This is a genomic window from Halobellus limi (assembly GCF_004799685.1).
Lineage (GTDB): Archaea > Halobacteriota > Halobacteria > Halobacteriales > Haloferacaceae > Haloquadratum > Haloquadratum limi.
The window spans coordinates 248,828-274,194 of sequence record NZ_CP031311.1 but is presented as its reverse complement, the minus strand read 5'-3'; the positions used below and the strand labels follow the sequence as shown (position 1 = coordinate 274,194).

Sequence of the window (25,367 nt, the reverse complement as noted above, 5' to 3'; positions counted from 1 at the left end):
CCGGGAAGCGAAATCCGGATTCCGGTCAGACGGATCACTCCGGAAGCGTGAACGCCAGCTGATCTCCTTCGGTGATTCCACGGTCGGTCGTCCAGTGGAATCCGACTTCGAGCACGAACCGACCGCGGCCGGGGTACCGCTGCGCGTTTCCGTCCTCGTCGGGAGCGGGTTCGGGCGCGTGGTGAATGCGGGTGATCGTGCCGTCGGCGTCGGCGTAGACGATGTCGATCCCGAAGTCCATCTCCCGCATCACGAACGTCCGGTCGCCGACGTTCTCGTACACGAAGAGCATCCCCCGGTCCTCGGGGAGGAATTCGGTGTCGCTGAGGCCGAGATAGCGGAGCTCTCCCGTGTCGGCGATCGCCGCCGTGACCGAGCCGAGCGGGTCGCCGTCGGGCGTCCGGACCTCGACCTCGGTCGTCTCGTAGTCCTCGTGGATCGAGACGGTGGTCGTCGGCTCCGACGTCGACGCCGGAGGGGCCGCCGTCTCGGTCGTCGCGGACGTCGGCGAGGAACCGGTCGTCCGCGTGGTGTCGCTGGCGGCGTCGTCGACGCCGGAGGTGTCGCGCACGCACCCCGACAGCCCCGCGGCCCCCGACCCGAGCAGCCCGAGGTACGTGCGCCGGTGCATCGTCACTCCGCGCGGGCGACGAGGTCGACCGCACGCCGACGAGCCGTCTCGACCACCTCGTCCTCGTCGAGCGTCAGAATCTCGCGATCCCGCATCAGAACCTGCCCGTCGCAGATCGTGTGTCGGACGTCGGAGCCGCGGACGGCGTAGGCGAGGTGGCTCACCGGATCGTGCGCCGGCGCGAGGTGCGGCGCGTCGAAGTCGACGACAGCGAGGTCAGCGGCGGCCCCGACTTCCACGCGACCGCCCGGCAGCGACAGCGCCTCCGCACCGCCCCGCGTCGCCATCGTCACCGCGGCCTCGGCGGGAACGGCCGAGGCGTCGTCGGCGCCGAGCTTCCCGAGCATCGCGGCGTCGCGGAGCTCGTCGAAGAGGTCGAGATCGTTATTCGAGGCGGCGCCGTCGGTGCCGAGCGCGACCGTCACGCCGGCGTCGAGGAGGTCCTGCACGGGCGCGATCCCGGAGGCGAGCTTCATGTTCGAGGCGGGACAGTGGACGACCGCCGCCTCGCGCTCGGCCAGGAGGTCGATCTCGGTCTCGTCGACGTGGACGCCGTGAGCGAGGAAGTCGGCCTCGGAGAGGAGGCCGACGTCGTCGGCGTACGCGAGCGGCCGCTCCGAGCGCTCCGCGACGATCGGCTCCACCTCGTCGCGCGTCTCGTTCGCGTGCGTGTGGACCGGGATCCCGTCCGCGTGCGCCTCGGCGACGGCCTCCCGGAGCAGGGGTTCGTCGACGGTCGTCAGCGAGTGCGGCATCACGGCGGTCCGGATTCGGCCGTCGGCCGCGCCGTCGTACTCGCGGGCGACGTCGAGGCTCTCTCTGACGTCCGCGCGGGCCGCCTCCTCGTCCTTGCCGACGGTGACGACGCCGTGACCGACGCGGGCGCGCATCCCCGCCTCGTCGACGGCCGCGACGACCTCGGGCACGTGGAAGTACATGTCCGCGAAGGTCGTCGTCCCCGAGCGGATCATCTCGACGAGGCCGAGTTCGGTGCCGGCGCGGACGTCCTCGGCGGTGAGTTCGGCCTCCGCGGGCCAGATGTCCTCGCGGAGCCACGCGTCGAGCGGCTTGTCGTCGGCGTAGCCGCGGAGGAGCGTCATCGCGGCGTGCGTGTGCGCGTTCACCAGTCCGGGCATCACGATCCCGCCCGACGCGTCGAGCGTCTCGTCGGCGTCGCGGTCGGTCGCCAGGTCCGGACCGATTTCGACGATCCGGCCGTCCTCGCGGTCGACGAGCACGTCCGCCTCGACGACGTCAGAGTCCGGACGCAGCACCCGGCCGCCGGAGACCAGAAGCGTGTCGGAAGCCATACCGAGCGGTACCGACGGCGGGCGTATGAGGCTATCGTCTGGTGGCTGCCGCGGAGAGCGCGGTGGCTCGGGCGAAACCGCGCGGAAGCGTCCACATCGGAAGATACGACGGCTCTCGCAGAACTTAAACCGGGGCGCGACGAACGGCCGCGTATGAGCGACGACGAGAACGGGGGCCGACGCGACCTCCGGATGCCCGACGACGACGAGGTGTTCGCCGTCGTCACGGAGATGCTCGGAGCGAACCGCGTGAAGGTTCGGTGCGCCGACGGCGTCGAGCGCACCGCACGGATCCCCGGCCGGATGCAAAAGCGGATCTGGATCCGCGAGGACGACGTCGTCCTCGTCGAACCGTGGGACTGGCAGGACGAGAAGGGCGACATCACCTGGCGCTACGAGAAATCGGAGGCCGAGCAACTCCGCGAGGAAGGACACATTCAGTGACTGACTCCGACGAGTACGGTTTTTTGGCGCCCGAGGAGGCCGACGCCCCCGGCGACGAGTGGGAGGAGATCGACGTCTCCGACACCGAGGCCGACCGGATCGCCCGGCGTCGGGACCGGGAGTTCGACGACTTCCGCAAGCGACTGAAGGACGCCGACCAGTTCAAGGTCGAGCAGTCGGTCTTCGACGACGCCACGTTCGCGGCGATCTACAAACTCGTCCAGGACGGACACATCGACGCCTTCGGCGGACCGATCTCGACCGGCAAGGAGGCGAACGTCTACGAGGCCCTCGGCAGCGACGACGGAGCCGAGCGGGACGTCGCGGTGAAGATCTACCGGATCAACGCCTCGAACTTCCGACAGATGCGCGAGTACCTCGAGGGCGACCCGCGCTTCGAGGGGATCGGAAGCGACAAGAAACAGGTCGTGCTCGCCTGGACCCAGAAGGAGTTCGCGAACCTCTCGCGCGCCCGACAGGCGGGCGTCCGCGTTCCCGAGCCGATCGCCGTCGAGCGCAACGTGCTCGTGATGGAACTCGTCGGACTGGTCGAAGACCGGGCGCGCCGGCTGGCCGAGGTCGACGTCGAGAACCCCGAGACGGCCTACGAGGTCGTCTCCGAATACATGCGACGGCTCCACGCCGCCGGCCTCGTCCACGGCGACCTCTCGGAGTACAACATGATCATCCACGAGGGCGAACTCGTCGTGATCGACCTCGGGCAGGCGGTGACGGTCCACCACCCGAACGCCGAGGAGTTCCTCCGCCGGGACTGCCGGAACGTCGCCGCGTTCTTCGGCCGGCAGGGGCTCGACGTGACCGCCGAGGACCTGTTCGAGTTCGTCACCGCCGTCGAGGCGGATCCGAGTGGGACGCCCGAGGGGCCCGACGATGTCGACGGCTCCAACGACGTCGACGGTCCCGACGATCCGGCAACGTAGCCGCCACCACCACGAGTCCAACGATCCGACGGCGTGATCGCGAGAACCGCGCGCTGTGGGACCGAACGACGAACAAACGCTTAAACCGCTCCGCCCGGTATTCGGCGTATGAAGCACGTGAAGGTACCGCAGGACCGCATCGGCGTCCTCATCGGCGAGGGCGGGGAGACGATGCGCGAGATCGAGCGCCGGGCGGAAGTGCGTCTCGATATCGACTCCGAGAGCGGGTCGGTCGCCATCGACGACGTCGGCGACCCCGTGAGCGGGATGCTCGCCCCCGACATCGTTCGGGCGATCGGGCGGGGGTTCACGCCCGAGTCGGCGCTGTCGATCCTCGACGACGACCTCCGGACGTTCGAGCTCGTCGACCTCGAATCGCACACGCGCAACAAGAACGACCTCAAGCGACAGAAGGGTCGACTCATCGGCGAGAACGGCCGGACGCGCGAGCTGATGGAAGAACTCACCGGCGCGGAGGTCGTCATCAAGGGCACCACGCTCGGCATCATCGGCCAACCCGAGGAGGTCGAGGCCGTCCGCCGCGCCGTGGGGATGATCCTCGACGGCGCGCCGCACGGCGCGGTCTACTCGTTCCTCGAACGGAAGCACAACGAACTCACGCAGGGATTCGACGTTCGGCAGTCCGGTTGAACGGCCGCGAGCGACCCGAGGTCGAGCGGTTGTGATCGATCCCCGGACGGTCGCGACCGGTCCGGATACGGACCGACGCTAGTTCTGCCCGTATTCCGCGGAGAGATACGCCGCGACGCGCCGGGCCCTCCCCGTGTCGATCGTCCAGACGCCGTCCCACTCGACGTCGTCCTCGGTGACCGCGACGAGCGCCGCGCCGACCGCCTCGGACTCCGGCGGCGGGACGAAGACGACGAACCACCCGCGCCGGATCTCCGGGACGTCCTCGTCGTGGACGGTGAGGGCGCGCGATTCGAGCGGGGAGGGGTCGCCGACGCCGTAGACGTGAACGTCGAGGTCGGTGTCGGCCAGTTTCTCGTAGGCGCGTTCGGTCCCGCGCTCGTCGACGATGCGCGAGAGGCGCTGAAACCCCGTGTGGAGTTCGCCGTCGCCGTGGCGCAGCGCCATCGCCTCGATGTAGCGAGAGATCTCGATGAGCAGCAGTTTCCCCTTCGTCCCGGCGGGGTACCCGCGGACGCGAAAGCGCGTGCCCTCCAGGTCGCGAACGACGGCGGGCGTGTCGACGTCTTCGAGCGGCCGCGTGCCGGTGATGTACAGGTCGGAGTTGACCGCGAGGATCGAGTCGCGGACGTCGTCGAACTCGGACTCGGCGACGACGCGACCGTCTCTCCGCAACTGGATCACGTCGGACTCCGAGAGCACGCGGGCGACCTCATCGACGTCGACGGACTGCTCCTCGAAGAGCGAGTTCAGCATACGAGCGACCATCGGGGGCTGTTCGCTGTTGACGATCGAGAGCGACGTCTCGTGGTCGCCGTCGGCGAACTCGTCGATGAACTCCCGAAGCCCCATCGCTCGGTGTATGTCCAGTCTCGGTAATAGTGTTTTACACACCGGCCGTGACGTCGAATATATAAACGTATTCATTGAGAGAGATTAACACGCATTTTTCGGACGATCTGACGTTTCTGTCTGTCGGTAGCGATGCTTTTTTATAGAATCACAAACAATCAACGGGTGATTATGTCTCAGCGAATGCAGCAGGGCCAGCCCATGATCATTCTGGGCGAGGATTCCCAGCGCACACAGGGGAAGGACGCACAGTCGATGAACATCTCCGCCGGCAAGGCGGTAGCCGAGTCCGTTCGGACCACGCTCGGTCCGAAAGGGATGGACAAGATGCTCGTCGACTCCGGCGGGTCCGTCGTCGTCACGAACGACGGCGTCACGATCCTCAAGGAGATGGACATCGACCACCCCGCGGCGAATATGATCGTGGAAGTCTCCGAGACCCAGGAGGACGAGGTCGGAGACGGAACCACGACCGCCGTCGTCGTGGCCGGTGAACTCCTCGATCAGGCCGAGGAACTCATCGACCAGGACGTCCACGCGACCACCATCGCCCAGGGCTACCGCCAGGCTGCAGAGAAGGCCAAGGAGATCCTCGAGGAGAACGCCATCGAGGTGAGCGAGGACGACCACGAGACGCTCGTGAAGATCGCCGAGACGGCGATGACCGGCAAGGGCGCCGAGTCCTCGAAGGACCTGCTCGCCGAACTCGTCGTCGACGCCGTTGTGGCCGTCGCCGACGACGACGACATCGACACGGAGAACGTCTCCGTCGAGAAGGTCGTCGGCGGCTCGATCGACAACTCCGAGCTCGTCGAGGGCGTCATCGTGGACAAAGAGCGCGTCCACGAGAACATGCCCTTCGGCGTCGAGGACGCCAACGTCGCGCTGTTCGACGGTGCACTCGAAGTCCGCGAGACCGAGATCGACGCGGAAGTCAACGTCACCGACCCCGACCAGCTCCAGCAGTTCCTCGACCAGGAGGAGAAACAGCTGAAGGAGATGGTCGACCAGCTCGTCGACGTCGGCGCCGACGTCGTCTTCGTCGGTGACGGCATCGACGACATGGCCCAGCACTACCTCGCGAAGGAGGGCATCCTCGCGGTCCGCCGCGCGAAGTCCTCCGACCTGAACCGGCTCGCCCGCGCGACCGGCGGCAACGTCGTCGGCTCGCTCGACGACATCGAGGCCGACGACCTCGGCTTCGCCGGCTCCGTCGCCCAGAAGGACATCGGCGGCGACGAGCGCATCTTCGTCGAGGACGTCGAGGACGCCAAGTCCGTCACGCTCATCCTGCGCGGCGGCACCGAGCACGTCGTCGACGAGCTCGAACGCGCCATCGAGGACTCCCTCGGCGTCGTCAAGACGACGCTCGAAGACGGCAAGGTCCTGCCCGGCGGCGGCGCGAGCGAGACCGAACTGTCGATGCAGCTCGGCGAGTTCGCCAGCTCCGTCGGCGGCCGCGAGCAGCTCGCCATCGAGGCGTTCACCGAGGCGCTCGACGTCATCCCGCGCACCCTCGCGGAGAACGCCGGCCTCGACCCCATCGAGTCGCTCGTCAACCTCCGCAAGGAGCACGCCGACGGCGACTTCGGTGCGGGCCTCGACGCCTACACCGGCGAGATCGTCAACATGGAGGACGACGGCGTCGTCGAGCCCCTCCGCGTGAAGACGCAGGCCATCGAGTCCGCCACCGAGGCGGCCGTGATGATCCTCCGCATCGACGACGTCATCGCCGCCGGCGACCTCAAGGGCGGCGGCAGCGACGACGGCGGCGACGAGGGCGGCGCGCCCGGCGGCGCCGGCGGTATGGGCGGCGGCATGGGCGGCATGGGCGGTATGGGCGGCGCAATGTGAAGTCGGTCACGTAGCCAACACCCACCTCCCACGCCCGCTCGAATCGCCCGCCGAACGCCTCGCGACGAACCCGATTTTTTCGACGACCGAATCGGAGAGCGGCAGGACTGTCAGTTCCGGTCGACTCGATAGCGCCGGGACCCTGACGAAACGGCTTTGTGAATAGGTACCGAATCTCTGACGAGATGGGCGACAGAGCGTGCTACCGCGAGGTGTGTCCGCACTGCGACGCGACGGTGACGATCGTCGACGAAGAGTGTCCGGACTGCGGGCGGCCGTTGGCCGAACAGTAGCGTGGGAAAACAGCAAAGCGGGGCTCGCGCTGTTGGATCCCCCAGGAGAGAGAGAGCGGTCTACTCGGTCCGGTCGATGTCGATCTGCTCGCGGATCGCGGACAGTTCCTCGGAGTCGGCGAGCGACTCGACCTGCGTCCGGAAGTGCCGCTCGCAGAGTCCGACCTTGATCCCGTCTTTCTCCGCGGCGTAGGCGGCGTCCCGGTCGCAGTAGTGGCACTTCATACCCCCACTTCGGTCCCCTCGGGGTTTAACTCTACGCTCGCGGCTATCTCCACCGAGAATCGGCGTCAGACTCCCGGCAGACGCGCGGCGAACGCCTCGAACTCGGCCGACGGCGGTCCGGTGACCCCGAGCGTCCGGTCGTGGGCGTCCGAGCCGCCGGTGACGAGCAGGTCCGCGTCCGCGGCGACGCGGTCGAGGAGCGCTCGGTCCTCCCGCTCGGCGCTGGTCCCGCCGTACGGGTAGAAGCGCTCGACTGCGTCGAGTTCGCGGGCGCGTTCGAGCGCCGATTCGGGGTCGGCGTAGCGGAACGGGTGCGCCAGGGCGACGACGGCACACGATTCGCGGAGAACGTCGGCGCCGGCCGAAAAGGAGGGGACCCACCGCTCGACGTAGCAGGGGCGGCCGTCGCCGATCAGCTCCGCGAAGGCCGCCTCGAAGTCGTACGGCGCGTCGCTGGCCTCGATGGCGCGAGCGATCGTCGGCCGGCCGATCCCCTCTTTCAGTTCCACGTCGAGGTCGACGTCGAGTCGGTCCTCGACGCGCGAGACGATCTCCGCGCCGCGCCGCTTTCGATCGCGCTGGATCCGGGAGGTCACCGTCTCGATTCCCTCGGTCGGTTCGAGGCCGTACCCCAGGAGGTCGAGGCGCTGGTCGCCGGCGTCGACGCGGAGTTCGATCCCGCGGATCACGGTCACGCCGTCGAGCGTCTGGACGGGAGCGGACAGGTCGGGGTGAACCCGGTCGTGATCCGTCACGGCGACGACGTCGACGCCGCCGTCGCGTGCGGCGTCGGCGAGTTCGGGAACCGTCAGAACGCCGTCGGAGGCGGTGGTGTGGACGTGGAGGTCCGCGGCCGGCGGCTCATCGGGAATGCGGTCGCCGTTTCGCTCGCGTTGCACGCGTCTCGATGGGCGTCTGCGAAATAAAGCAGTTGCGTACGGGTCGGTCGCCGTGTCACACCAAGTCAATATTAGTGAAATAATGTTTCAATTAAGGATATGTAAGGTGCTGAAAGGAATATCCGTTCTATAAAGACCATAACAGAAAACCATTAAGAACCTTCGGCGATCAGAGACGGATGCAATGCGCTTGAACCGCACCGGCGATCTCATCGACGCTCACGAGTTCCCGGCGACGACCGAGGAACTCATCGAGGCGTACGGCGACCAGACTATCGAACTCCCCAACGGGACCGCCCGCCTCGGAGACGTACTCGCCCGTGCGGGTTCGGAGACCTACACCAGCGCCGACGACGCCCACTCGGCGCTCCTGTGCGGCCTCGGCCACGAGGCCATCGGCCGGCGGTACTACAGCGACCGCGACGCCTACGCGATGGGCGAAGACGGTCCGCAGCAGGTTTCGTTCTGAGGAGCGCGAACGCGGTGTAGCGGTTTTTTCGACGGTAGATCGGAGCGCTCAGAACGGCAGGTCGAGCGGGACGCTCCCCTTCGTGTACCCCTCGACACGACCGGACGGCCTGAGTCGGAAGACTACCGCCGGCCGGTGGTGTACTTCGGGTTGCTCGGCGAGCACCGACCGCCACTCGTCGTCGGGGAACGACGAGCAGTCGACGAAGAGGACGACGCCGCCGCCGTGTTCCTCCAGTTGGCCCTCGGACTTCGTCGACGCCGTGTCGCGGACGGCCGCGACCGGCGTGCCCGCCCGGCGGTCGCCCGTCGGCGTCGGCCGCGTCACCTCGACGAGAACCGCGTCGCCGCCGCTGCCCGCGCGGTAGTCGATGGCGTGTCCGGTCGACACCTCGATCTCGGGTTCGATCTCGTAGCCGGCCTCGACGAGCAGGTGGCCGACGTTGAACTCGCCCATCGCCGCCGTCATCCGGGTGTGATCGAGGTATTCGGAGGTCCCGAGTTTGCCGGCCATCACCTCCCGCCAGTCGTCGAGGACGCGCGTGCGGAAGAACGACTCGTAGAACTCCAGGGCCTCCTCGCGCGTCGCGTCGGGGAACCCCGCGGCGTGGTCGTCGAAGAACTCCCGCGTCGTCTCGCGGCCGTCCTTCGAGAGGAAGACGGGCAGAAAGAACCACGAGAGGTGCGGGTACGGTTCGAGCCAGGGGCTCTCCTCGTGCAACTGGGCGGTGAGTTCCCGCGTCGCCCACGTGGCGACGTCGTCGGGGACGGCCTCGAAGCCGTACTTCTCGGTCCGCCAGAGCGCCTCGGGCGTCTCGGTGTTGCCGAGCCAGTAGGCCTCGTCGTCGTTCCACAGAAACAGGGCGACGTCGCCGTTGTCCATCTCGAACCGCTCGCCGTTGTACCGTTCGGGCTGTTTGAACCACGGACGGCCGCGCGTCGCGCCGAGATTCCGGTCTAAATCGCGGTAGATCTGACCCACCACCCGGTCTTCGGTCCAGCGACCGGGGGCGTGTCGAAAGCGTAGGGGGCGTGCCACACCCACCAGTAACGCGCCGTCCCGTTTATACTGTCGGCCTCGTCCGGCCGCCTGCACGGCGGTGTCGACGGCGGCGGTGCGGCCGTCGTCCCGCGAAACGGCGATACATATATGTGGGTCGGATCCGCACGGTATGTCGTACCATGTCGATGGGCGCATACGACGACGACGAACACGAGCGTCGCGAGCGGAAGAACGGGACGGTCGACGCGGACTTCTCGGACGACCGGACGGTGTATCGAGGGTCCATCGAGTACGACTCCGGCGACTCGACCGAGGCGCTCCTCGACCAGTTCAAGCAGCTACAGGGCGAGTAGCGATGGCGTCAGTTCGACTTCGCGCGTGGGGGAAGATACTCAGTTAGCGACCGGGCCGGACTCGCGAACGCGCAGCGTCGCCATCGCTGCCGTCGAGACCACCGTCACCGCGACGATGTGACCCCCGACGGCGACGAGCAGCACCGGCCGGTCGAGCAGAAAGGGGACCATCGCGAGTTGCGTCAGACCGAACCCGACGTTGAGCGCGTCCAGTCGCCTGAGTCGACGGGCCGTGTCGGGATCGAACTCGTACCGCCACGAGCGCCACAGCGCCACGACCGCGGCCCACCACGAGGTCCCGATGCGGTAGCAGAGGTCCCAGAGGATCAACAGCGTGAGGTAGACCACCGGAACCGCCGGATCGGGGCCGAACAGCCACTCCAGAAGCGGCGGGTCGGCCGCCCGCGGATCGAAGACGAACAGGTGCGTCACGAGCGCGACGAACGCGAGGATCCCGAGTACGACCTCGATGCTCGACCCGAACAGGAGGCGCCGGTACGGTTCGGGGAGGTCGAGGCGGCGCGTGCGTCGACCGAACTGCCGCATCACCCCGCTGCCGGCGGCCGCGACGGCGACGGCGACGGTTCCGGGGAGGACCGCCCCCCAGTGGCCGTAGACCCACGCGAGGAGCAGGACGCCAGCCTCGAAGAGCGCCAACTGGATCGCGATCGCCTGCCAGTCGGTGAGGTCGACGCCGGGAACCGCGCCGACGATGCTCTCGTAGACCCAGGTGTCGCCGTACTGCTCGGCGGTGTCCTCAGAGGCGGCGCGCGACCCGACCATCAGCGATCGGGGCTCCCGGCGTTCGTGAGACGGGCGTTTCCCGCAGTGTCGGCACCGACCCCGTCGTCGGACGAGGCGGCGCCATCGCCGCGAGTCGGCGGGTCGTGCGCACCGCCCTCGTCACCGGCACCCTCGCCGTCGTAACGAACCCCCCCGCCGTCGCCACCGGCACCACCGCGTGCATCGCCGGTCCGCCCGCCACCGCCGTCGGTCGCGACGTCGCCGCCCAGAGCCTGCGAGACGGCCTCGTCGAACGGAGTGAGATCGACCGCGACCAGCGATTCGATGCGGTGATCGCGCACGACGACGGGGTTCTTCAGCCCCTCGATCAGCGGCCGGGCGACCGAGGCGGGGATGTCGGTGACGAGGCCGATCCACATAGAGGAGAGCTTCGGCGAGAGGACCGGGACCGGGACGATCCGCGGGGCGCGGCCGCGGTGCTCGCCGACCCGACGGAGTATCTCGCGGTACGACAGCACGTCGGGACCGCCGATCTCGTAGGTTTCGCCCGCCGTTTCGGGCACGTCGAGGACGCCGACGAGGTACTCGACCGCGTCGTCGACGAAGATGGGTTGACACGCCGTCTCGACCCACCTCGGCGTCACCATCACCGGCAGTCGCGAGGACAGCTGCTCGATCATCTCGAAGCTCGCCGAGCCGTCGCCGATCAGGATGGCGGCCCGGAGAGTCGTGAGGTCGTACGCTCCCTCCCCGAGGATCCGCTCGACCTCCCGGCGGGACCGGAGGTGCTCGGAGAGCCGGTCGCGGTCCTCGCCGAGACCGCCGAGGTAGACGACGCGGTCGACGCCGCGTTCGGCGGCCGCGCGCGCGAAGTTCTCCGCCGCGCGCCTGTCGCGCTCCTCGAAGTCCGCCCCGGCCCGCATCGAGTGGACGAGGTAGTACGCCGCGTCGACGTCGAGCGCGGCCTCGAAGCTCCCGGCGTCGAGGAGGTCGCCCTCGACGACGCGGACGCCCTCGGGCGCGTCGTACCGGGACGCGTCGCGGACGAGCGCCGTCACGTCGTGACCCGCAGCGAGCAGCGCGGGAACGAGACGGCCGCCGACGAAGCCCGTCGCGCCCGTCACGAGAACTCTCATACCGGCACGTGGGCCCCCATCGGGTTAACCGTTCTCGCCGCGCCGGACGCGGCGGACGGTACCGCCGTCGAGGGCGGCGTCACTCGCCGTCGTCGACGGCGTCCCACCCGGGCGTCTCGGGCGCGCCGCGGGCGACTTCGATCTCGTCTCCGGTCGGGGCGTCGGGCGCCGCAGACTCGAGCGCGTCGTCTTCCGACCCGTCCTCGGCCGCAGCCGAGTCCCACGACTCGACCGGAACTCCGCCTCCCTCCGCGGCCGCGGCCTCCCACTCGTCGATGGCCCGTCCGACCCAGGAGTCGGCGTCGAGCACGTCTGCCGTCGCCGCGGCCGCCCGCTCGTCGTTCACTTCGAGCGTCCCCGGCCGCGACCCCGCGGCCACGCCGACGAAGGCGGCCCGGTCCGTCTCCCGCAGGCTCCCGTCGCGAATCCGATCGACGACGCCCGCGAGTTCGTCGGGATCGGGGTAGCCGAACAGCTTCGCGCCGAGCGCCTGCGGGCCGAGCAGCGGGCCCTCGTACTCGCCGGGGTCGTCGTCGAGGAGCCGCTCGGTTCCGTATTCGGCCTCGACGCGCTCGCACTCGGTCCCGACGCCGAGGTTGAGGTTGTAACTCGGGTACGCCGCGCACTCCCCGGGGTAGGTGTCGGCGTCGTGGATCCGGCACTGGAGGGAGTCCGGATCGAGGAAGACGCAGGTCCGCAGCCACTGCCGCTCGGTGTCGAACGGCGCGACCGGCTTCGGCGTCTTCCGCAGTCCGACGAAGAAGACGGGGCGACCGTCGACGGCGGCGAGGCGTACGCCGTCGACGACGACGCCGGGCGTCTCCTCGTCGACGCGCCAGAGCCGCGGCGTGAGGGCGTCGCCGAGGCCTCGTTCGACGAAGCGCGCCACCTCGTCGCGCGTCAGCGGCACGAGGTTGTACGCGTCGTCCAGCGGCTCGCCGGGGCCGCGGCGCTCGTGGTCCGACGGCGACGAGGCGAGCGGTCGCCAGTCGAGACAGCAACCGGCACAGCCCTCGCAGTTCAGCTTCATCGGGACGAATCGGGCCCCGTCGACCCCGCCTCGGGCGCCCCCGTCTCGGCGTTTTTCGACGCGCTGTCCTCGTCGCCGTCGGCCGCGCCGTGCTCGGCATCGTCGGCCGCGCCGTCCTCGGCATCATCGGAGGTACCGTGCTCGGCATCGTCGGCCGCGCCGTCCTCGATCTCGTCCGGCTCCCGGTCCCGGACGACGAGGACCGGGGCGACCGCTCCCTCGGCGACTCGCTCGGTGTCCTCGCCGAGGAACACCGAGACCAGCGACTCGCGGCCCTCCCCCATCACGATGACGCCGGCCTCGCCCGACCGGTCGACGATGTCGATGATGGGCGTGTTCGTCTCCGTCGCCTCGCGAGTGATCTGTGCGTCCGGGATGCCGCGGTCGCGGAGCCGTTCGGCCGCCCGCTCGACCGCCCGGTCGGGATCGAAGTCGGACTCGTCGGGCGTGAGTCCCCACAGCGTCACCCGTTCGCGGTCCTCGCTGACGAGCGTCGCGACGAGGTCCGCGAGTCGGTCGTCGTCGACGACGCCGCGAATCGGAACGAGAACGGAGTCGACCTCTCCCGTCGGGTTCGGCAGCAGGATCGCCGTCGCGCCGACTTCGCTCGCGACGCGGTCGATCGTCTGCTCGCGGTCGTGGGTGAACACCACGCGCGTCTCGGGGTCGCGGCCGGCGTCGACGAACGTCCGCGCGATGTCGTCGACGGCCTCCTGGGCCCGGTCTTCGAACTGCAGGCTCGCCTGTTCGGTCGGGGTCTGCTCGGGGAGGACGTGGTAGCCGAGGACGACCACCTCCGCCGGCGCGAGGAACTCCACGAGCGTCTCGGGGATCGTCTGGCCCTCCAGAACCTCGATGGGGACGAGGATCACCGGCGGCTCGCGGATCGCCAGGCCGCCGTCGGAGACGAGTGGGGCACCGCACGGTGCGGATCGGTCGTCGTCGTACCCCGGGCGGTCCCCGTCGACGATACGTCGGCCACCGTCGTCCGCCGAGCGGTTCGGGAACATCCTCAGAGCACCCCTCTGAGTTCGACGTCGGCGGCGTAGTACTTGTACCACCCGGCGGACGCGATCATGATGGCGACTCCGATGAACTGTGAGGTGGGTTGCATAAACAGGATCAATCCGGCGCTCGCGACCGCACCGAGACCCGCGACGACCGGGTACGCCGGCACCCGGAACGACGGGTCGTACCACTCCGGTTCGTCTCTGCGCATCGCGATCAGGGAGACGCACATCAGGCCGTACATCACGAGGTGGAGGAAGGAGGCGACCTCCGCGAGGACCTCGACCTCGCCGAACGCCACCAGCACGAGGACCGGCCCGCCCGCCATCGCCAGGGCGACGTGCGGCGTTCCGTAGCGGAGGTTCATCCGGGCGGCAGAGCGCGGCAGGATGGCGTCTTTGCTCACCGCGAAGACCGCTCGGGAGGTTGAGAGGATCGACGCGTTCGCGCTGGAGATCGTCGCCAGCAGCCCCGCGACGAGGATCGCGATCGCGCCGGCGGTCCCGACGAAGTTGCGGGCGACCTCGACGATCGCCGTCTCCCCGAACGACGAGAGCGCCGCGCTCCCGAAGGCGCTCGTGGCGACGAAGATCGTCACGACGTAGAGCACGCCCACGATCACCACCGAGGCGACCATCGCCAGCGGGAGGTTCCGCCCCGGCCGCTTGATGTCGCCGGCGACGGTCGCGACCTGCGCGAAGCCGAGATACGACGTGAACACGAGCGCGGCGGTGGTGAACACCGGCACGGGTCCGAACGGCGCGAACGTCTCGGGCGCGCTCGCGCGGCCGAACACCCCGAGGGCGTCGAGGCCGCCGTAGCTCAGGAAGAACACGAGGATCGTCAAGAGCAGGCCGACGACGTAGTTCTGAAGCGTGGCGGCGTTCTCGGTCCCGACGAGGTTCAGCGCGGTCAGGAACGCGCCGAACAGGAGGCCGAGCGGGACCACGATCGGCACGTCGCCGACGGCGACGCCGGCCTCCGCCAGGACCGCGGCGGCGTAGTTGCCGAACCCGACGAGGTAGAACGCCGTCGCGAACACGAGTCCGAGCCAGATGCTGATTCCGACGATCGCCCCCGGCAACGCGCCGAGCGCCCGCGAGATGAAGTAGTACCCTCCGCCGGACTTCGGCATCGCCGTCGCCAGCTCCGAGGCGGGCAGCGCGACCAGGAGCGCGATGACCGCGCCGATGCCGAACGACGCCGCGGCGGCGGGGCCCGCGCGTCCGGCGGCCAGGCCCGGGAAGACGAAGATCCCCGCGCCGATCATCGTCCCGACGCCGATGGCGACCCCGCCGGACAGGCCGATGGTCCGTTCGAGTTCCGAGCCGGCTTCGGTGGTCGTGGTTTCCTCGCCGGCGTCCGGGACCGAGACGGTCTGCGGCGACTCGCCGGCCCGGTTGCTGGTCGCGGGGGACTCCCGTTCGGAAGTAGTCATCCGACCGTCAGTTCGTCGGGTCGTCCATAGAAGCTACCGGTAGGTAAGATATCGGACACTTCTCGCAGGTGGTTTCACGCTCGACCACGTCGATCGGGTATGACGAGCGAGCCCTGCGACGGTTGCGGTCGGTCCGTGCGGATCGCCGGCGGCATCGGCGACTTCTGGTCGTTCGAGACCGAGTCGAGCGGCGGGATGACGCTCGAACTCGACGACGGCGGGGAGTTCTTTCTGTGTCACGACTGCATCGCGCGACTCCCCGACGACCGCGTGGTGACGAGCGAGGACGTCGAATCGCTGTGAGCGGTCGGCGCTCGAAAGGTAATAATTAAACGGCGGTGTGTGCAGAACGAAGCAAGCAGATGGAACGCACACCGGATCGGATCCGCGCGCTCTACGTCGGGGCGGATCCGCACGCTGCGGCGGAGACCGCCGCGGCGCTCGAACGCGAGGACGCGTCCTTCGACGTCGACCCGGCGACGGCCGACGACGCGCGCTCGGCGGTCGGTGCGACCTCGTACGACTGCGTCGTCGCCGCGTACGACCTCGGACCGACGACCGGCGTCGAGTTGCTTCGGACGGTCAGGTCGTCTCGCCCGGACCTCCCGTTCGTCCTCTATCCGTCCGCCGGGTCCGAGGCCGTCGCCAGCGACGCGATCGGCGCCGGCGTCGACGACTACGTCGTGCGTTCGGAATCCGAGGGCGGACACGCGACGCTCGCCGAGCGACTCCGGTCGGTCGTCGGGTGCGGGATTTCCGAGGACGACGAGGCCCGCCGGCTCCGGACCTTCCGCAAGGCCGTCGAGGCCTCGGGACACTCGATCTACTGCACGAGGACCGACGGGACGATCACCTACGTGAACCCGACCTTCGAGTCGGTGAGCGGCTACGCGGCCGAGGAAGCGATCGGACGGACCCCGCGGATTCTGAAGTCCGGCGAACACGACGAGGAGTTCTACGCGGACCTGTGGGAGACGATCCTCTCGGGGGAGGTCTGGCGGAGCGAACTCACGAACAGCACCAAGGACGGCGAACGGTACGTCGTCGACCAGACGATCGCGCCCGTCGAGGGCGACGACGGCGAGATCGAGCGCTTCGTCGCAGTGAACGCCGAGATAACGGATCGAAAGCGCCGCGAGAGACAGCTCTGGGGGCTGTACGAGTCGATGACCGGGTGGCTGGAGGCCGACTCACGAGGGGAGATCTGCTCGCTCGTCGACCGACAGCTGTCGGAGCTTCCCGGGTTCGAGACGCACGCCGTGTATCGATACGAGGAGTCGACCGACCGGTTGATACACACCCTGGAGAGCGGCGACCGGAAACCGGATTCCAGCGCTCAGAGAGCGGGTTCCGGCGGGCGATCGATCGCCCGGGACGTCTTCGAGACGAAACGGGCCCGTCGGTGTGAGAGGATCGACGACGTCGACTCGGACGCCGAATGCGACGTCCGCAGCGGCCTGTTCGTTCCCGTCGACTCCCACGGCGTCCTGTTCGTCGGGTCGTCGGACCCCGACGCCTTCGACGCGACCGACGAGGCGGTCCTCAGCGTCTTCACGGCCGCGCTGGCCGAGGTCATCGACCGGATCGACTACGAGCGCGAGTTGCAGGAGCGGAACGACCGGTTGGAGAACTTCGCGAGCGTCGTCTCACACGACCTCCGGAACCCGCTCTCGGTGGCGGATGGCTACCTCGAACTGGCTCGAGAGACCGGGTCGCAGGCGCACCTCGACGAGGTCGAGCGCGCCCACGACCGGATGGCGCGGATCGTCGACGACCTGCTGTGGCTGGCCAGGGAGGGGCGAACGATCGGCGAACTGCGGCCGACGTCGCTCCCGGAGGTCGTCGAACGGGCGTGGGAGCACACGAACGCACCGAACGCGACGCTCCGGGTCGATTGCACGGCGGACATCGCGGCCGATCCGGATCGGCTCCAGCAGCTGTTCGAGAACCTGTTCCGAAACGCCCGCGAACACGCCGGCGAAGACGTCTCGGTCCGCGTCGGTCACCTCGGGGACGGCCCCGATTTCTACGTCGAGGACGACGGGCCGGGCATCCCGGCGGCGGAGCGCGATCGGGTGTTCGAGACGAGTTACACCACCGCGGAAGACGGGACGGGGTACGGGCTCTCGATCGTCGAAACCGTCGTCGAGGCGCACGGGTGGGAACTGCGGCTGACCGAGAGCGACGCCGGCGGCGCGAGGTTCGAGATCCGGAACGTCGCCCGCGCGGAGACGACGTAGCCACGTCCCGGGGAGCGAAGGCGTCCTCCCGGGCGAAGGCCGTCACGAGAGGAGTTCGAGAGATCGGAAGGGACCCGAAACCGCCGGTGGGCAAGAAGACCAGAGACGGCACGACACGGCACGAGTTAACAGAGAAGCGAAGATGCGCTCGCGCACCTTCGAGACGTTGCGGCCGCCGACCACCGCGGTCGGGGGAGTGGGGCGCCAGGGATCGGGCTCAGATGACGCGGTTCTCTTTACCCCGTACTTACAAACTCTAAAGTTCCGTTGTTCCAACTACCGTAGTTTGAGCTACGATAGTCTGAGCTACGCTATCTGCACCTTTTATGTGCTGGTGGTTCAAAGGTGGGGTATGCCTGCGTTCGTGAACCGAGAACAAGAACTCGACAGACTCCACGATTTATACGACAGTGACTCTGCGGAGTTGAGCGTCGTCTACGGACGTCGGCGGATGGGCAAGACAGCGCTCGTTGTCAAATCCATCGAAAACCGTGACGACGCGGTGTACCATCAAGCTGCACATGGGACAACAGAGCAGCAACTCGACTCCTTCATCGCTGATGCTGCAACGGTGTTCCCGGGAGTTAACCGGATTCGGAAAGACTGGGAGAACGTTCTCACGTACCTCGCTGAACAGGATGCGATCGTAATCCTCGACGAGTTCCCGTACCTCGTGGACGAAAACGAAGCGCTCCCCTCCCTCATCCAGCGGATCTGGGATCACGAAGTCGCTGATACGGCTGCGACTTTCGTGTTGACTGGCTCGGCGATCGGGATGATACACAAGATCGCGCTCGACGGGAGTTCACCGCTGTACGGTCGAATCTCGAAACGGCCGAACGGAAAACTCGAGATCGGCCCGCTACCATTCGCTGCCGCGATGGAGTTCTTCCCGAACTACGCGCCGGCTGAGCGGGTGATCGCGTACGGCGTGTTCGGGGGGACGCCGGAGTACCTCCGTGCTGTGGACGACACGCAGTCACTCCAGGGAAACATTACGGAAACCTTGCTTCTCCGTGATGGCGGCCTCCACGAGGAGCCCGAGGACGTCCTGTACCGGGAACTGGACGAGGTGGATCGGTATTTCGCCGTTCTGAAAGCGATGGCGGAGGGGGACCACAAGCGAAACGAGATCATCCAGGCTGCTGGTATCAACGCCAACAGCGCGAGTTACTACCTCTCCCGCCTGCGGGAACTCCAGATAATCGAGCAGAAGTACCCAGTCACCGTTGACCCCACCCGGAGTCGGAACAGCCGATATCGAATCCGGGACCAACTGTTCGCGTTCTGGTTCCGGTTCGTGCACGGTCGCTCGTCTCGGTACGAAGTGTTCGGGGCGGATGCGTACGACGAACTGGTCGAACCACATCTTCCGGACTTCGTCAGTTCGTCGTTCGAACGACTCTGTCAGCGGGCAGTTCTCTACGAGTACGGAGACGTGTACACGTTCACGGAATCCCCGGGTCGGTGGTGGGACACCGACGGACGCGAGATCGATATCGTGGCCCCGACGAACGGCGACACGCTACTGGTCGGGGAAGCGAAATTCCAGCAGCAACCGATGGGGTACGATGTTCTCGCCCAGCTTGAACAGGAGGCACCCGAAATCGAGTGGTCGCCGACCGACGGCGACGTGAACTACGAGTACGCACTGTTCAGCCGAAGCGGGTTCGTGTCGTCACTGGAGGAAGCAGCCGAGGAGCGGGACGGCCTCGGTCTGTTCACAGTTGACAGCGTCGTTGAAACACTGTCCGAATAGTCCGAACGAAACCCGAAAACACAGATCTGTTCTGAACGCAGTTGGTGCTGAAGAGAAAACGGTCAGGAGGGAGCTAGTTCAGGCCGGAAACAGCTGGTCCGAACTGTCGCTACCCCTCGAAGGGACCGCATCTGTTTAACGAGCGTTTTACGCTGTTAATTAGATGACGCGGTTCTGGAGGTAGTCCAGGTGCTTCGCGTTGTAGACGATCTTGACCTCGTCGGCCGCCGGCGAGCCGATGCAGGTCAGACGGACGTTCTTCTCTTCGACCTCCTCGTCGGAGAGGATCTGCTGCATGTCCATGTCGATTTCGCCCTCCTTGAGGATGGACGCGCAGTTCGCACACGCACCGGCGCGGCACGAGAAGGGCCAGTCGTAGCCCTGTGCCTCGGCGGCTTCGAGGATGTACTCGCCCTGATTGACTTCGAGAGAGCCGTAGTCCTCGTCGTCCAGCCCGGCGTCAGCGGCCTTCTCGAAGAGGTCGTCGTCGTCCATATCCCAGCCCTGGTCGTCCAGCACTTCGTAGTTGAGGTATTCTACGGTAGGCATCAGCAGGCGGTTTGTATGCCATCCCATTAGACTTTGCTGTTCAGTTCGCCTCCGTCACCGGATTGATAGCAAAAGACTGCCCGGTTTCTGCCCGAACGGCGACACAATCGGGAACACGTTCGGTCGTCACGCCGGGATACGTTCGATCGTCGATCGGACGGGCGTCGTCGCGAAGCGCACGTAGGGGGCGATCGCCGACAGCGGGGCCGAACGCGACGCCCGTCGAGGAGAGTTGCGAGAGCAAAAAAGTCTAATCGTCGGCGCGCCGGCCGCACGATCGGATCACCGGCGCCGAGTGGACGACTCCATCACCGGTGCCGAGTGGCCGACTCCATCACGCCCCTCAGGTCGCCGATTCGATCGCCTGCTCTAAGTCCGCGATGATGTCGCCGACGTCCTCGATGCCGACCGACAGGCGGACCATGTCCGGCGTCACGCCCGCGGCCGCCTGCTCCTCTTCGGTCAGTTGCTGGTGAGTCGTCGACGCCGGGTGGATCACGAGCGTCTTCGCGTCGCCGACGTTCGCGAGCAGCGAGGCGAGTTCGACGTTGTCGACGGTGTCGCGAGCGGCGTCGTAGCCGGCTTCCAGACCGAAGGTGATCATCCCGCCGTAGCCGCCCTCGAGGTACTCAGAAGCCTCCTCGTGGGTCTCGTGGCTCTCCAGTCCGGGGTAGTTGACCCACGAGACCGCCTCGTGGTCTTCGAGGAACTCCGCGACCGCAAGCGCGTTCTCGCAGTGGCGCTCCATCCGCATCGGCAGCGACTCCAGTTTCTCGATGGTGTTCCACGCGTCGAACGGCGACTGGGCGTTGCCGAGGTCGCGCAGGCCGCGGGCGATGGCGGCGTAGGTGAACGCCGCGTCGCCGAAGCGCTCGGCGAAGTTGACGCCGTGGTAGGCGGGGTTCGAGGCGCCGATCTCGGGGTACTTCTCGGCGTTCTCGCTCCAGGGGAACGACCCGCCGTCGACGAGGATCCCTCCGATGGTCGTGCCCGCGCCGTGGATCCACTTCGTCGTGGAGTTCCACACCAGGTCCGCGCCGTGCTCGATCGGGCGGCAGAGATACGGCGTCGCGAACGTGTTGTCGACGAGCAACGGGACGTCGTGATCGTGAGCGATGTCGGCGATGCGCTCGATGTCGGGCGTGACGAGCGCGGGGTTGCCGATCGTCTCGAGGTGGACGTAGGCGGTGTCCTCGTCGATGGCCTCCTCGTAGGCCTCGTAATCGAGCGTGTCGACGAACTTCGTCGTGATGCCGCGGCGCTCGACGGTGTGCGTGAAGTACGTGTAGGTGCCGCCGTACAGCGACGACGCCGTGACGACGTTGTCGCCGGCGGAGGCCAGGAGGAACGTCGCGAGGTCGAGCGCGGCCATCCCGGAGGACGTCGCCGCGGCGCCGATACCGCCCTCCAGCGACGCGAGGCGTTCCTGCAGCGTCGCGACCGTCGGGTTCATCAGCCGGCTGTAAATGAAGCCCTCTTTCTCCAGAGCGAACTGCCCCGCGGCGTCCTCGGCGTCGTCGAAGACGTAGGAAGTGGTCTGATAGATCGGCGGTGCGCGCGCGCCGGTGGCCGAGTCCGGTTCCTGCCCAGCGTGGAGGCTGCGGGTTCCGAACCCGAGCGGTTTCTCGTTTTCGTCTGCCATACCCGCCCTTCTCGGAGGGGAATCCTAATCGACGTGACGTGAGCAATTTCCGCCGGTATCTGCGACGGCGGCCTCGGTGCAGTCGATCGTTCTTCGTCCGAGACGGGGATCGACGTCGCTCAGGGCGTCGAGCGGCGCCCGACCGACGCCCCGGCGAACAGCAGTCCGAGCGCGACGACGGCGACGCCGAGGACGCTCGACGTCGAGTCGGTGCCGACCGCGAGGAGGAAAACGGCCGCGACGAGGACCGAGCCGCCGACCGAAACGGCGAACCCACGGCCGCGATCGATCAGCACGGCGAGACCGGCCACGACGAAGGCGATTCCGGCGATCCCGCCGGCGACGACGACGTTCGCGACGGCACCGCGCGCGAGCAGATCGACGCCGCGCGCGCCGGCCACCGGGACCAGGAAGCCGCCCCACGCGAGCACGCCGCCCGCGACGGCGACGAGCAGGCCGACGAGGCGGGTCAGGAACACCGATGGAGACATACCTCCGACGAGGGGGCGGACCGAAAAGTGCGTTCGGGTTCGGCGACGGACACGGCAGGATTTTTCAGGACTTGTCGGGATGAGACGAGTGATGTTCGTCGCCTCGGCGCTGTGGCTGCTGGCCTGGGGATTCGTCGGCGTCTCGATCGTGCTCGCGACGACGTCCGGTCCGCCAGCCTCCGTTCTCGATCTGCTCCTGCAGGGCGTCGGGGAGTTCTACCTCCAGTCGGTCGAGACGCTCCGCGTCTTCGCCGCGGCGACGACGTTACCGCGGCGGTGGGTCGACGTCGGATACGCCGTCCTCGCGGCGGTCCCGCTGAGCGTCCATTTCTTCATCTTCGCCGTGGCCGCGGTTCCGAGAGAGTCCGACGCCGGACTCGATTTCCTCTTCAACTTCGCCGTCGGAACCGTCGTGGTCGGCGTGCTCGGTGCGGGCCTGCTGTATCTGGGCGCGCAGTTGCTCGTCCTCTCGGCCGTCGGCGTCGGTGTCAGTCTGGTGCCGCTGGCGTACTTCCTCCGGAGCGCGTAGCGGCAGCGTCCGTCCGGCCCGATCACTGACTGAACAGCGAGGCGTGCACGGGCGCGAAGTCGGTCCCGGAGTCGGCGTCCGGTTCGTCGGTGTCGTGGACGGCGCGCCCCTCGACGCCGGCGTCGAGGAAGTCCCGGAGCGGCGGCCCGACCTTCTCGGGTTCGACGAGGAACGCGTCGTGGCCGTGATCGGAGTCGATCACGTGGTGCGCGACCGGAACGTCTTTCTCGCGGAACGCGGCCGCGACCGTCTCTGACTGCTCGGTGGTGAAGTGCCAGTCGCCGGTGAAAGAGAGCAACAGCGCCTCGCCCTCGAAGGCCGCGACGGCGCGGGCGTCGTCCTCGTACCCCTCCGCGAGGTCGTAGTCGTCCATCGCGCGGGTGAGATAGAGGTAGGAGTTGGCGTCGAAGCGGTCGACGAACTTCTCGGCCTGGTAGTCGAGGTACGACTCCACGTCGCGGTAGGGAAAAAAGGCCGCGGCCGGATCCGACGGGAAGGAGTCGCGTCTGGCGTCGCGACCGGCCGCGCGGCGACCGAACTTCTGCTCCATCGACGACTTCGAGAGGTACATAATGTGCCCGATCTGCCGGGCGATCGCGAGGCCGTCGGTCGGCTTCTCGTCTCGGTCGTAGTACTCGCCGCCGTTCCAGTTCGGATCGGTGGTGATCGCCCGGCGCGCGACGGCGTCGAGCGCGAGACACTGCGCGTCGAGGCGGGCCGCGGCGGCGACGGAGACGACGTAGCGGGCGTCGTCGGGGTAGCGCTTCGCCCAGTCGAGGGCGTTCATCCCGCCGACGCTGCCGCCGACCACCGCGTGGAGGCGGCCGACGCCGAGTTGATCCAGCAGCAGTCGCTGCGAGCGCGTCCAGTCGCCGACGGTGACGGGCGGGAAGTCCGTGCCGTACACCTCGCCCTCGGCGTCCTCCGAGGAGGGCCCGGTGGTGCCGTAACACGACCCGGGGATGTTGGCGCAGACGACGTAGTACTCGTTAGTGTCGATGGCCTTTCCCGGGCCGACGATGTCGTTCCACCACGCGCGGGCCTGCCCGGTCGTCTCCGAGCCGTAGCCCGCGACGTTCTGACTGCCGGTGAGGGCGTGACAGACTAACACCGCGTTGTCGCCGTCGAACTCGCCGTAGGACTCGTAGGCGACTTCGAGGTTCTCGATCTCGTCGCCGGAGGCGAAGTCGAACCGGCCGAGGTCGACGGTGCCGCTTTCGGTTTTCATCGTGTCGGTCTCCCCCTCATCGCTCGTCGTCTCCTCCGTCCCTGCCCCCTTCGTCGCCCGCCCCCGAAACGTCTCGGGTCGCGGCGCGGATCGCCCGATCCAGGTCGGCGATCACGTCGTCGGCGTCCTCGATCCCGACCGAGAGCCGCAGCATCTCGGGGCTGAGGCCCGCGGCGCGCTGTTCCTCTTCCGACAGCTGCGCGTGCGTCGTCGACGCGGGGTGGATCACGAGCGTCTTCGCGTCGCCGACGTTCGCGAGGAAGGAGGCGAGGTCGGTCTCCTCGCAGGTCCGCTTGGCCGCCTCGAAGCCGCCGGCCAGGCCGAACGTGACCATCCCGCCGAATTCGCCGGCGTCGTCGTCGGCGTCGCCACGTTCGCTCGCGTCGCCGCCGGATCCGAGGTACCGCCGCGCGTTCTCGTGCGTCGGGTGGTCCTCGAAGCCCGGATACGACACCCAGGCGACGTCCCCGTGGTCGCGGAGGAACTCCGCGACCGCGCGGGCGTTCTCGCAGTGACGCTGCATCCGGAGCGGCAGGGTTTCGAGCCCCTGGATCGTCTGCCAGGCGTCGAAGGGCGACTGCTGGTTTCCGAGCGTCCGCAGCGCGCGCTGGCGGGCGACGTTGGCGAAGGCGGCGTCGCCGTAGCGCTCGACGAAGTCGACGCCGAACGCGGGGTTCTCGCCGGAAAGCTCGTCGTAGTCGGCGTGTTCCCAGGGGAAGGTGCCGCCGTCGACGAGGACGCCACCGACGGTCGTGCCCGACCCGTGGATCCACTTCGTCGTCGATTCCCAGACGATATCCGCGCCGTGTTCGATCGGGCGGCAGAGGTACGGCGTCGCGAACGTGTTGTCGACGACGAGCGGCGCGGCCTCGGCGTGGGCGACGTCCGCGAGCCGCTCGAAGTCGGGCGTCTTCAGCGACGGGTTGGCGATGGTCTCGACGTGGACGAAGGCGGTGTCCTCGTCGATCTCTTCGGCGTACGCCTCGTAGTCGAGGGTGTCCACGACCCGGACGTCGACGCCGCGGCGCGTCGCCATCTTCGTGAGGTACGTGGCGGTGCCGCCGTACATATCGGCGCTCGCGACGACGTTGTCGCCGGCGCTTGCGAGGACGCTCGTCGCCGAGTCCAGGGCGGCCATCCCCGAGGCGGTCGCGACCGCGGCGACGCCGCCCTCCAGCGCGGCGAGTCGGTCCTCCAGGACCCGCGTCGTCGGGTTCGAGATCCGCGAGTAGACGTCGCCGTCGGCCTCCAACGCGTAGAGGTCCGCGGCGTGGTCGGCGTCCTCGAAGGCGTAGGAGGTGGTCTGATAGATCGGCGGCGCGCGAGCGCCCGTCACCTCGTCCGGCTCCTGGCCGGCGTGCAGACTCCGGGTGTGGAACCCATCGACCATACTATGTGTTATATGCATATTCGTTCGAGGGCTTATAACCAGCGGTTACGGTCGGGGGCACGGCGGGAGTCCCTTCGGCACCCCGGTTCCCCGGATCTGCGGCTCGGTCGTCTCGCTACCGACGAGAGCGGCGTCGCGTTCGACGGCGGCCGTCCCCCGGCGGACGAACCGCGCTGCCGCGCTCTCGACGGACCGGTCCGACCGTCCGCCGGCGACCGCGGTCCCGACAAATACCTATGTCGCTGGCGGCGAGACGGTA

Annotated in this window: 25 protein-coding genes and 1 pseudogene; 10 read left to right on the top strand and 16 right to left on the bottom strand. The window is 68.0% G+C overall.

What is annotated here, in order from left to right; translation table 11 throughout:
- Window positions 1–34: 34 nt before the first annotated feature.
- Window positions 35–631, bottom strand: a complete 597-nt coding sequence (locus DV707_RS01375) for a DUF192 domain-containing protein (protein WP_103990964.1) — start codon at window positions 629–631, stop codon at window positions 35–37.
- 2 nt (window positions 632–633) lie between these two features.
- On the bottom strand, window positions 634–1,941 hold the full coding sequence (locus DV707_RS01370; protein WP_103990965.1) for an amidohydrolase: 1,308 nt from the start codon (window positions 1,939–1,941) through the stop codon (window positions 634–636).
- Window positions 1,942–2,094: 153 nt separating this feature from the next.
- On the opposite strand from DV707_RS01370, the gene eif1A reads away from it, so the two are divergent.
- The 3 genes from eif1A to DV707_RS01355 all read left to right on the top strand — a co-directional run bounded on the left by eif1A (window position 2,095) and on the right by DV707_RS01355 (window position 3,977).
- A complete protein-coding gene (gene eif1A / locus DV707_RS01365; protein WP_103990966.1) occupies window positions 2,095–2,385 on the top strand; it encodes a translation initiation factor eIF-1A in 291 nt (96 codons plus the stop codon).
- A complete protein-coding gene (rio1, locus tag DV707_RS01360; protein ID WP_103990967.1) occupies window positions 2,382–3,326 on the top strand; it encodes a serine/threonine-protein kinase Rio1 in 945 nt (314 codons plus the stop codon). Before eif1A ends, rio1 begins: the two co-directional genes overlap by 4 nt.
- Window positions 3,327–3,434: 108 nt before the next feature.
- A complete protein-coding gene (locus DV707_RS01355; protein ID WP_103990968.1) occupies window positions 3,435–3,977 on the top strand; it encodes a KH domain-containing protein in 543 nt (180 codons plus the stop codon).
- 78 nt (window positions 3,978–4,055) lie between these two features.
- On the opposite strand, the gene DV707_RS01350 is transcribed toward DV707_RS01355, so the two are convergent.
- Window positions 4,056–4,829 (bottom strand): DICT sensory domain-containing protein, encoded by a 774-nt coding sequence (locus tag DV707_RS01350; RefSeq protein ID WP_103990969.1) that lies wholly within the window; start codon window positions 4,827–4,829, stop codon window positions 4,056–4,058.
- 201 nt (window positions 4,830–5,030) lie between these two features.
- Between DV707_RS01350 and thsA the strand changes: the two genes are divergently transcribed.
- Window positions 5,031–6,683, top strand: coding sequence for a thermosome subunit alpha (gene thsA, locus DV707_RS01345; protein WP_103990970.1), 1,653 nt, complete (start codon window positions 5,031–5,033; stop codon window positions 6,681–6,683).
- Window positions 6,684–7,036: 353 nt separating this feature from the next.
- On the opposite strand, the gene DV707_RS18550 is transcribed toward thsA, so the two are convergent.
- Together DV707_RS18550 and DV707_RS01340 are read right to left on the bottom strand one after the other, a co-directional pair.
- Window positions 7,037–7,201, bottom strand: a complete 165-nt coding sequence (locus DV707_RS18550) for a DUF6757 family protein (RefSeq protein WP_170216802.1) — start codon at window positions 7,199–7,201, stop codon at window positions 7,037–7,039.
- A gap of 65 nt (window positions 7,202–7,266) precedes the next feature.
- Complete coding sequence (locus DV707_RS01340) at window positions 7,267–8,073, bottom strand: PHP domain-containing protein (RefSeq protein WP_103991271.1); 807 nt, start codon at window positions 8,071–8,073, stop codon at window positions 7,267–7,269.
- Window positions 8,074–8,284: 211 nt separating this feature from the next.
- Here DV707_RS01340 and DV707_RS01335 point away from each other — a divergent pair, with 211 nt between their 5' ends.
- The gene (locus DV707_RS01335; RefSeq protein WP_103990971.1) at window positions 8,285–8,569 is read left to right on the top strand and encodes a DUF5789 family protein; all 285 of its coding nucleotides are present in this window, start codon (window positions 8,285–8,287) and stop codon (window positions 8,567–8,569) included.
- A gap of 48 nt (window positions 8,570–8,617) precedes the next feature.
- Here the strand turns inward: DV707_RS01335 and DV707_RS01330 are convergent, their stop codons facing one another.
- Window positions 8,618–9,607, bottom strand: coding sequence for a DUF5784 family protein (locus DV707_RS01330; protein ID WP_103990972.1), 990 nt, complete (start codon window positions 9,605–9,607; stop codon window positions 8,618–8,620).
- Between the two features lie 143 nt (window positions 9,608–9,750).
- Here DV707_RS01330 and DV707_RS18545 point away from each other — a divergent pair, with 143 nt between their 5' ends.
- A complete protein-coding gene (locus DV707_RS18545; RefSeq protein WP_170216801.1) occupies window positions 9,751–9,924 on the top strand; it encodes a DUF5786 family protein in 174 nt (57 codons plus the stop codon).
- Window positions 9,925–9,963: 39 nt separating this feature from the next.
- On the opposite strand, the gene DV707_RS01325 is transcribed toward DV707_RS18545, so the two are convergent.
- The 5 genes and pseudogenes from DV707_RS01325 to DV707_RS01305 form a co-directional block, all read right to left on the bottom strand.
- Entirely contained in the window at window positions 9,964–10,707 is a 744-nt protein-coding gene (locus DV707_RS01325; RefSeq protein WP_103990973.1) for a DUF7530 family protein, read from the bottom strand.
- 164 nt (window positions 10,708–10,871) lie between these two features.
- Window positions 10,872–11,804: pseudogene (locus tag DV707_RS01320) on the bottom strand (NAD(P)H-binding protein); the annotation flags it as partial.
- A gap of 79 nt (window positions 11,805–11,883) precedes the next feature.
- The gene (locus DV707_RS01315; RefSeq protein WP_103990975.1) at window positions 11,884–12,834 is read right to left on the bottom strand and encodes a YkgJ family cysteine cluster protein; all 951 of its coding nucleotides are present in this window, start codon (window positions 12,832–12,834) and stop codon (window positions 11,884–11,886) included.
- The gene (locus tag DV707_RS01310) at window positions 12,831–13,844 is read right to left on the bottom strand and encodes a universal stress protein (RefSeq protein ID WP_103990976.1); all 1,014 of its coding nucleotides are present in this window, start codon (window positions 13,842–13,844) and stop codon (window positions 12,831–12,833) included. The genes DV707_RS01315 and DV707_RS01310 overlap by 4 nt, the downstream gene beginning before the upstream one ends.
- Window positions 13,845–13,846: 2 nt before the next feature.
- Window positions 13,847–15,280 (bottom strand): APC family permease, encoded by a 1,434-nt coding sequence (locus DV707_RS01305; protein ID WP_103990977.1) that lies wholly within the window; start codon window positions 15,278–15,280, stop codon window positions 13,847–13,849.
- A 99-nt stretch (window positions 15,281–15,379) separates the two neighbouring features.
- On the opposite strand from DV707_RS01305, the gene DV707_RS01300 reads away from it, so the two are divergent.
- The 3 genes from DV707_RS01300 (at window position 15,380) to DV707_RS01290 (ending at window position 19,279) form a co-directional block, all read left to right on the top strand.
- Entirely contained in the window at window positions 15,380–15,583 is a 204-nt protein-coding gene (locus DV707_RS01300; protein ID WP_103990978.1) for a DUF7561 family protein, read from the top strand.
- 59 nt (window positions 15,584–15,642) lie between these two features.
- Window positions 15,643–17,520, top strand: a complete 1,878-nt coding sequence (locus DV707_RS01295) for a receiver/sensor box histidine kinase (RefSeq protein ID WP_103990979.1) — start codon at window positions 15,643–15,645, stop codon at window positions 17,518–17,520.
- A gap of 352 nt (window positions 17,521–17,872) precedes the next feature.
- Window positions 17,873–19,279, top strand: a complete 1,407-nt coding sequence (locus DV707_RS01290) for an ATP-binding protein (protein ID WP_103990980.1) — start codon at window positions 17,873–17,875, stop codon at window positions 19,277–19,279.
- A gap of 159 nt (window positions 19,280–19,438) precedes the next feature.
- On the opposite strand, the gene fer is transcribed toward DV707_RS01290, so the two are convergent.
- The 3 genes from fer to DV707_RS01275 all read right to left on the bottom strand — a co-directional run bounded on the left by fer (window position 19,439) and on the right by DV707_RS01275 (window position 21,961).
- Window positions 19,439–19,828, bottom strand: a complete 390-nt coding sequence (gene fer, locus DV707_RS01285) for a ferredoxin Fer (protein WP_103990981.1) — start codon at window positions 19,826–19,828, stop codon at window positions 19,439–19,441.
- Between the two features lie 343 nt (window positions 19,829–20,171).
- Window positions 20,172–21,470 (bottom strand): O-acetylhomoserine aminocarboxypropyltransferase/cysteine synthase family protein, encoded by a 1,299-nt coding sequence (locus DV707_RS01280; RefSeq protein WP_103990982.1) that lies wholly within the window; start codon window positions 21,468–21,470, stop codon window positions 20,172–20,174.
- Between the two features lie 119 nt (window positions 21,471–21,589).
- On the bottom strand, window positions 21,590–21,961 hold the full coding sequence (locus DV707_RS01275) for a hypothetical protein (protein ID WP_103990983.1): 372 nt from the start codon (window positions 21,959–21,961) through the stop codon (window positions 21,590–21,592).
- A gap of 91 nt (window positions 21,962–22,052) precedes the next feature.
- Between DV707_RS01275 and DV707_RS01270 the strand changes: the two genes are divergently transcribed.
- Complete coding sequence (locus DV707_RS01270; RefSeq protein WP_103990984.1) at window positions 22,053–22,490, top strand: hypothetical protein; 438 nt, start codon at window positions 22,053–22,055, stop codon at window positions 22,488–22,490.
- Window positions 22,491–22,512: 22 nt separating this feature from the next.
- Here DV707_RS01270 and metX read toward each other — a convergent pair whose 3' ends face one another.
- Window positions 22,513–23,718, bottom strand: a complete 1,206-nt coding sequence (metX, locus tag DV707_RS01265; RefSeq protein ID WP_103990985.1) for a homoserine O-acetyltransferase MetX — start codon at window positions 23,716–23,718, stop codon at window positions 22,513–22,515.
- Window positions 23,719–23,734: 16 nt separating this feature from the next.
- Window positions 23,735–25,108, bottom strand: coding sequence for an O-acetylhomoserine aminocarboxypropyltransferase/cysteine synthase family protein (locus DV707_RS01260; protein WP_103990986.1), 1,374 nt, complete (start codon window positions 25,106–25,108; stop codon window positions 23,735–23,737).
- Window positions 25,109–25,367 lie beyond the last annotated feature (259 nt).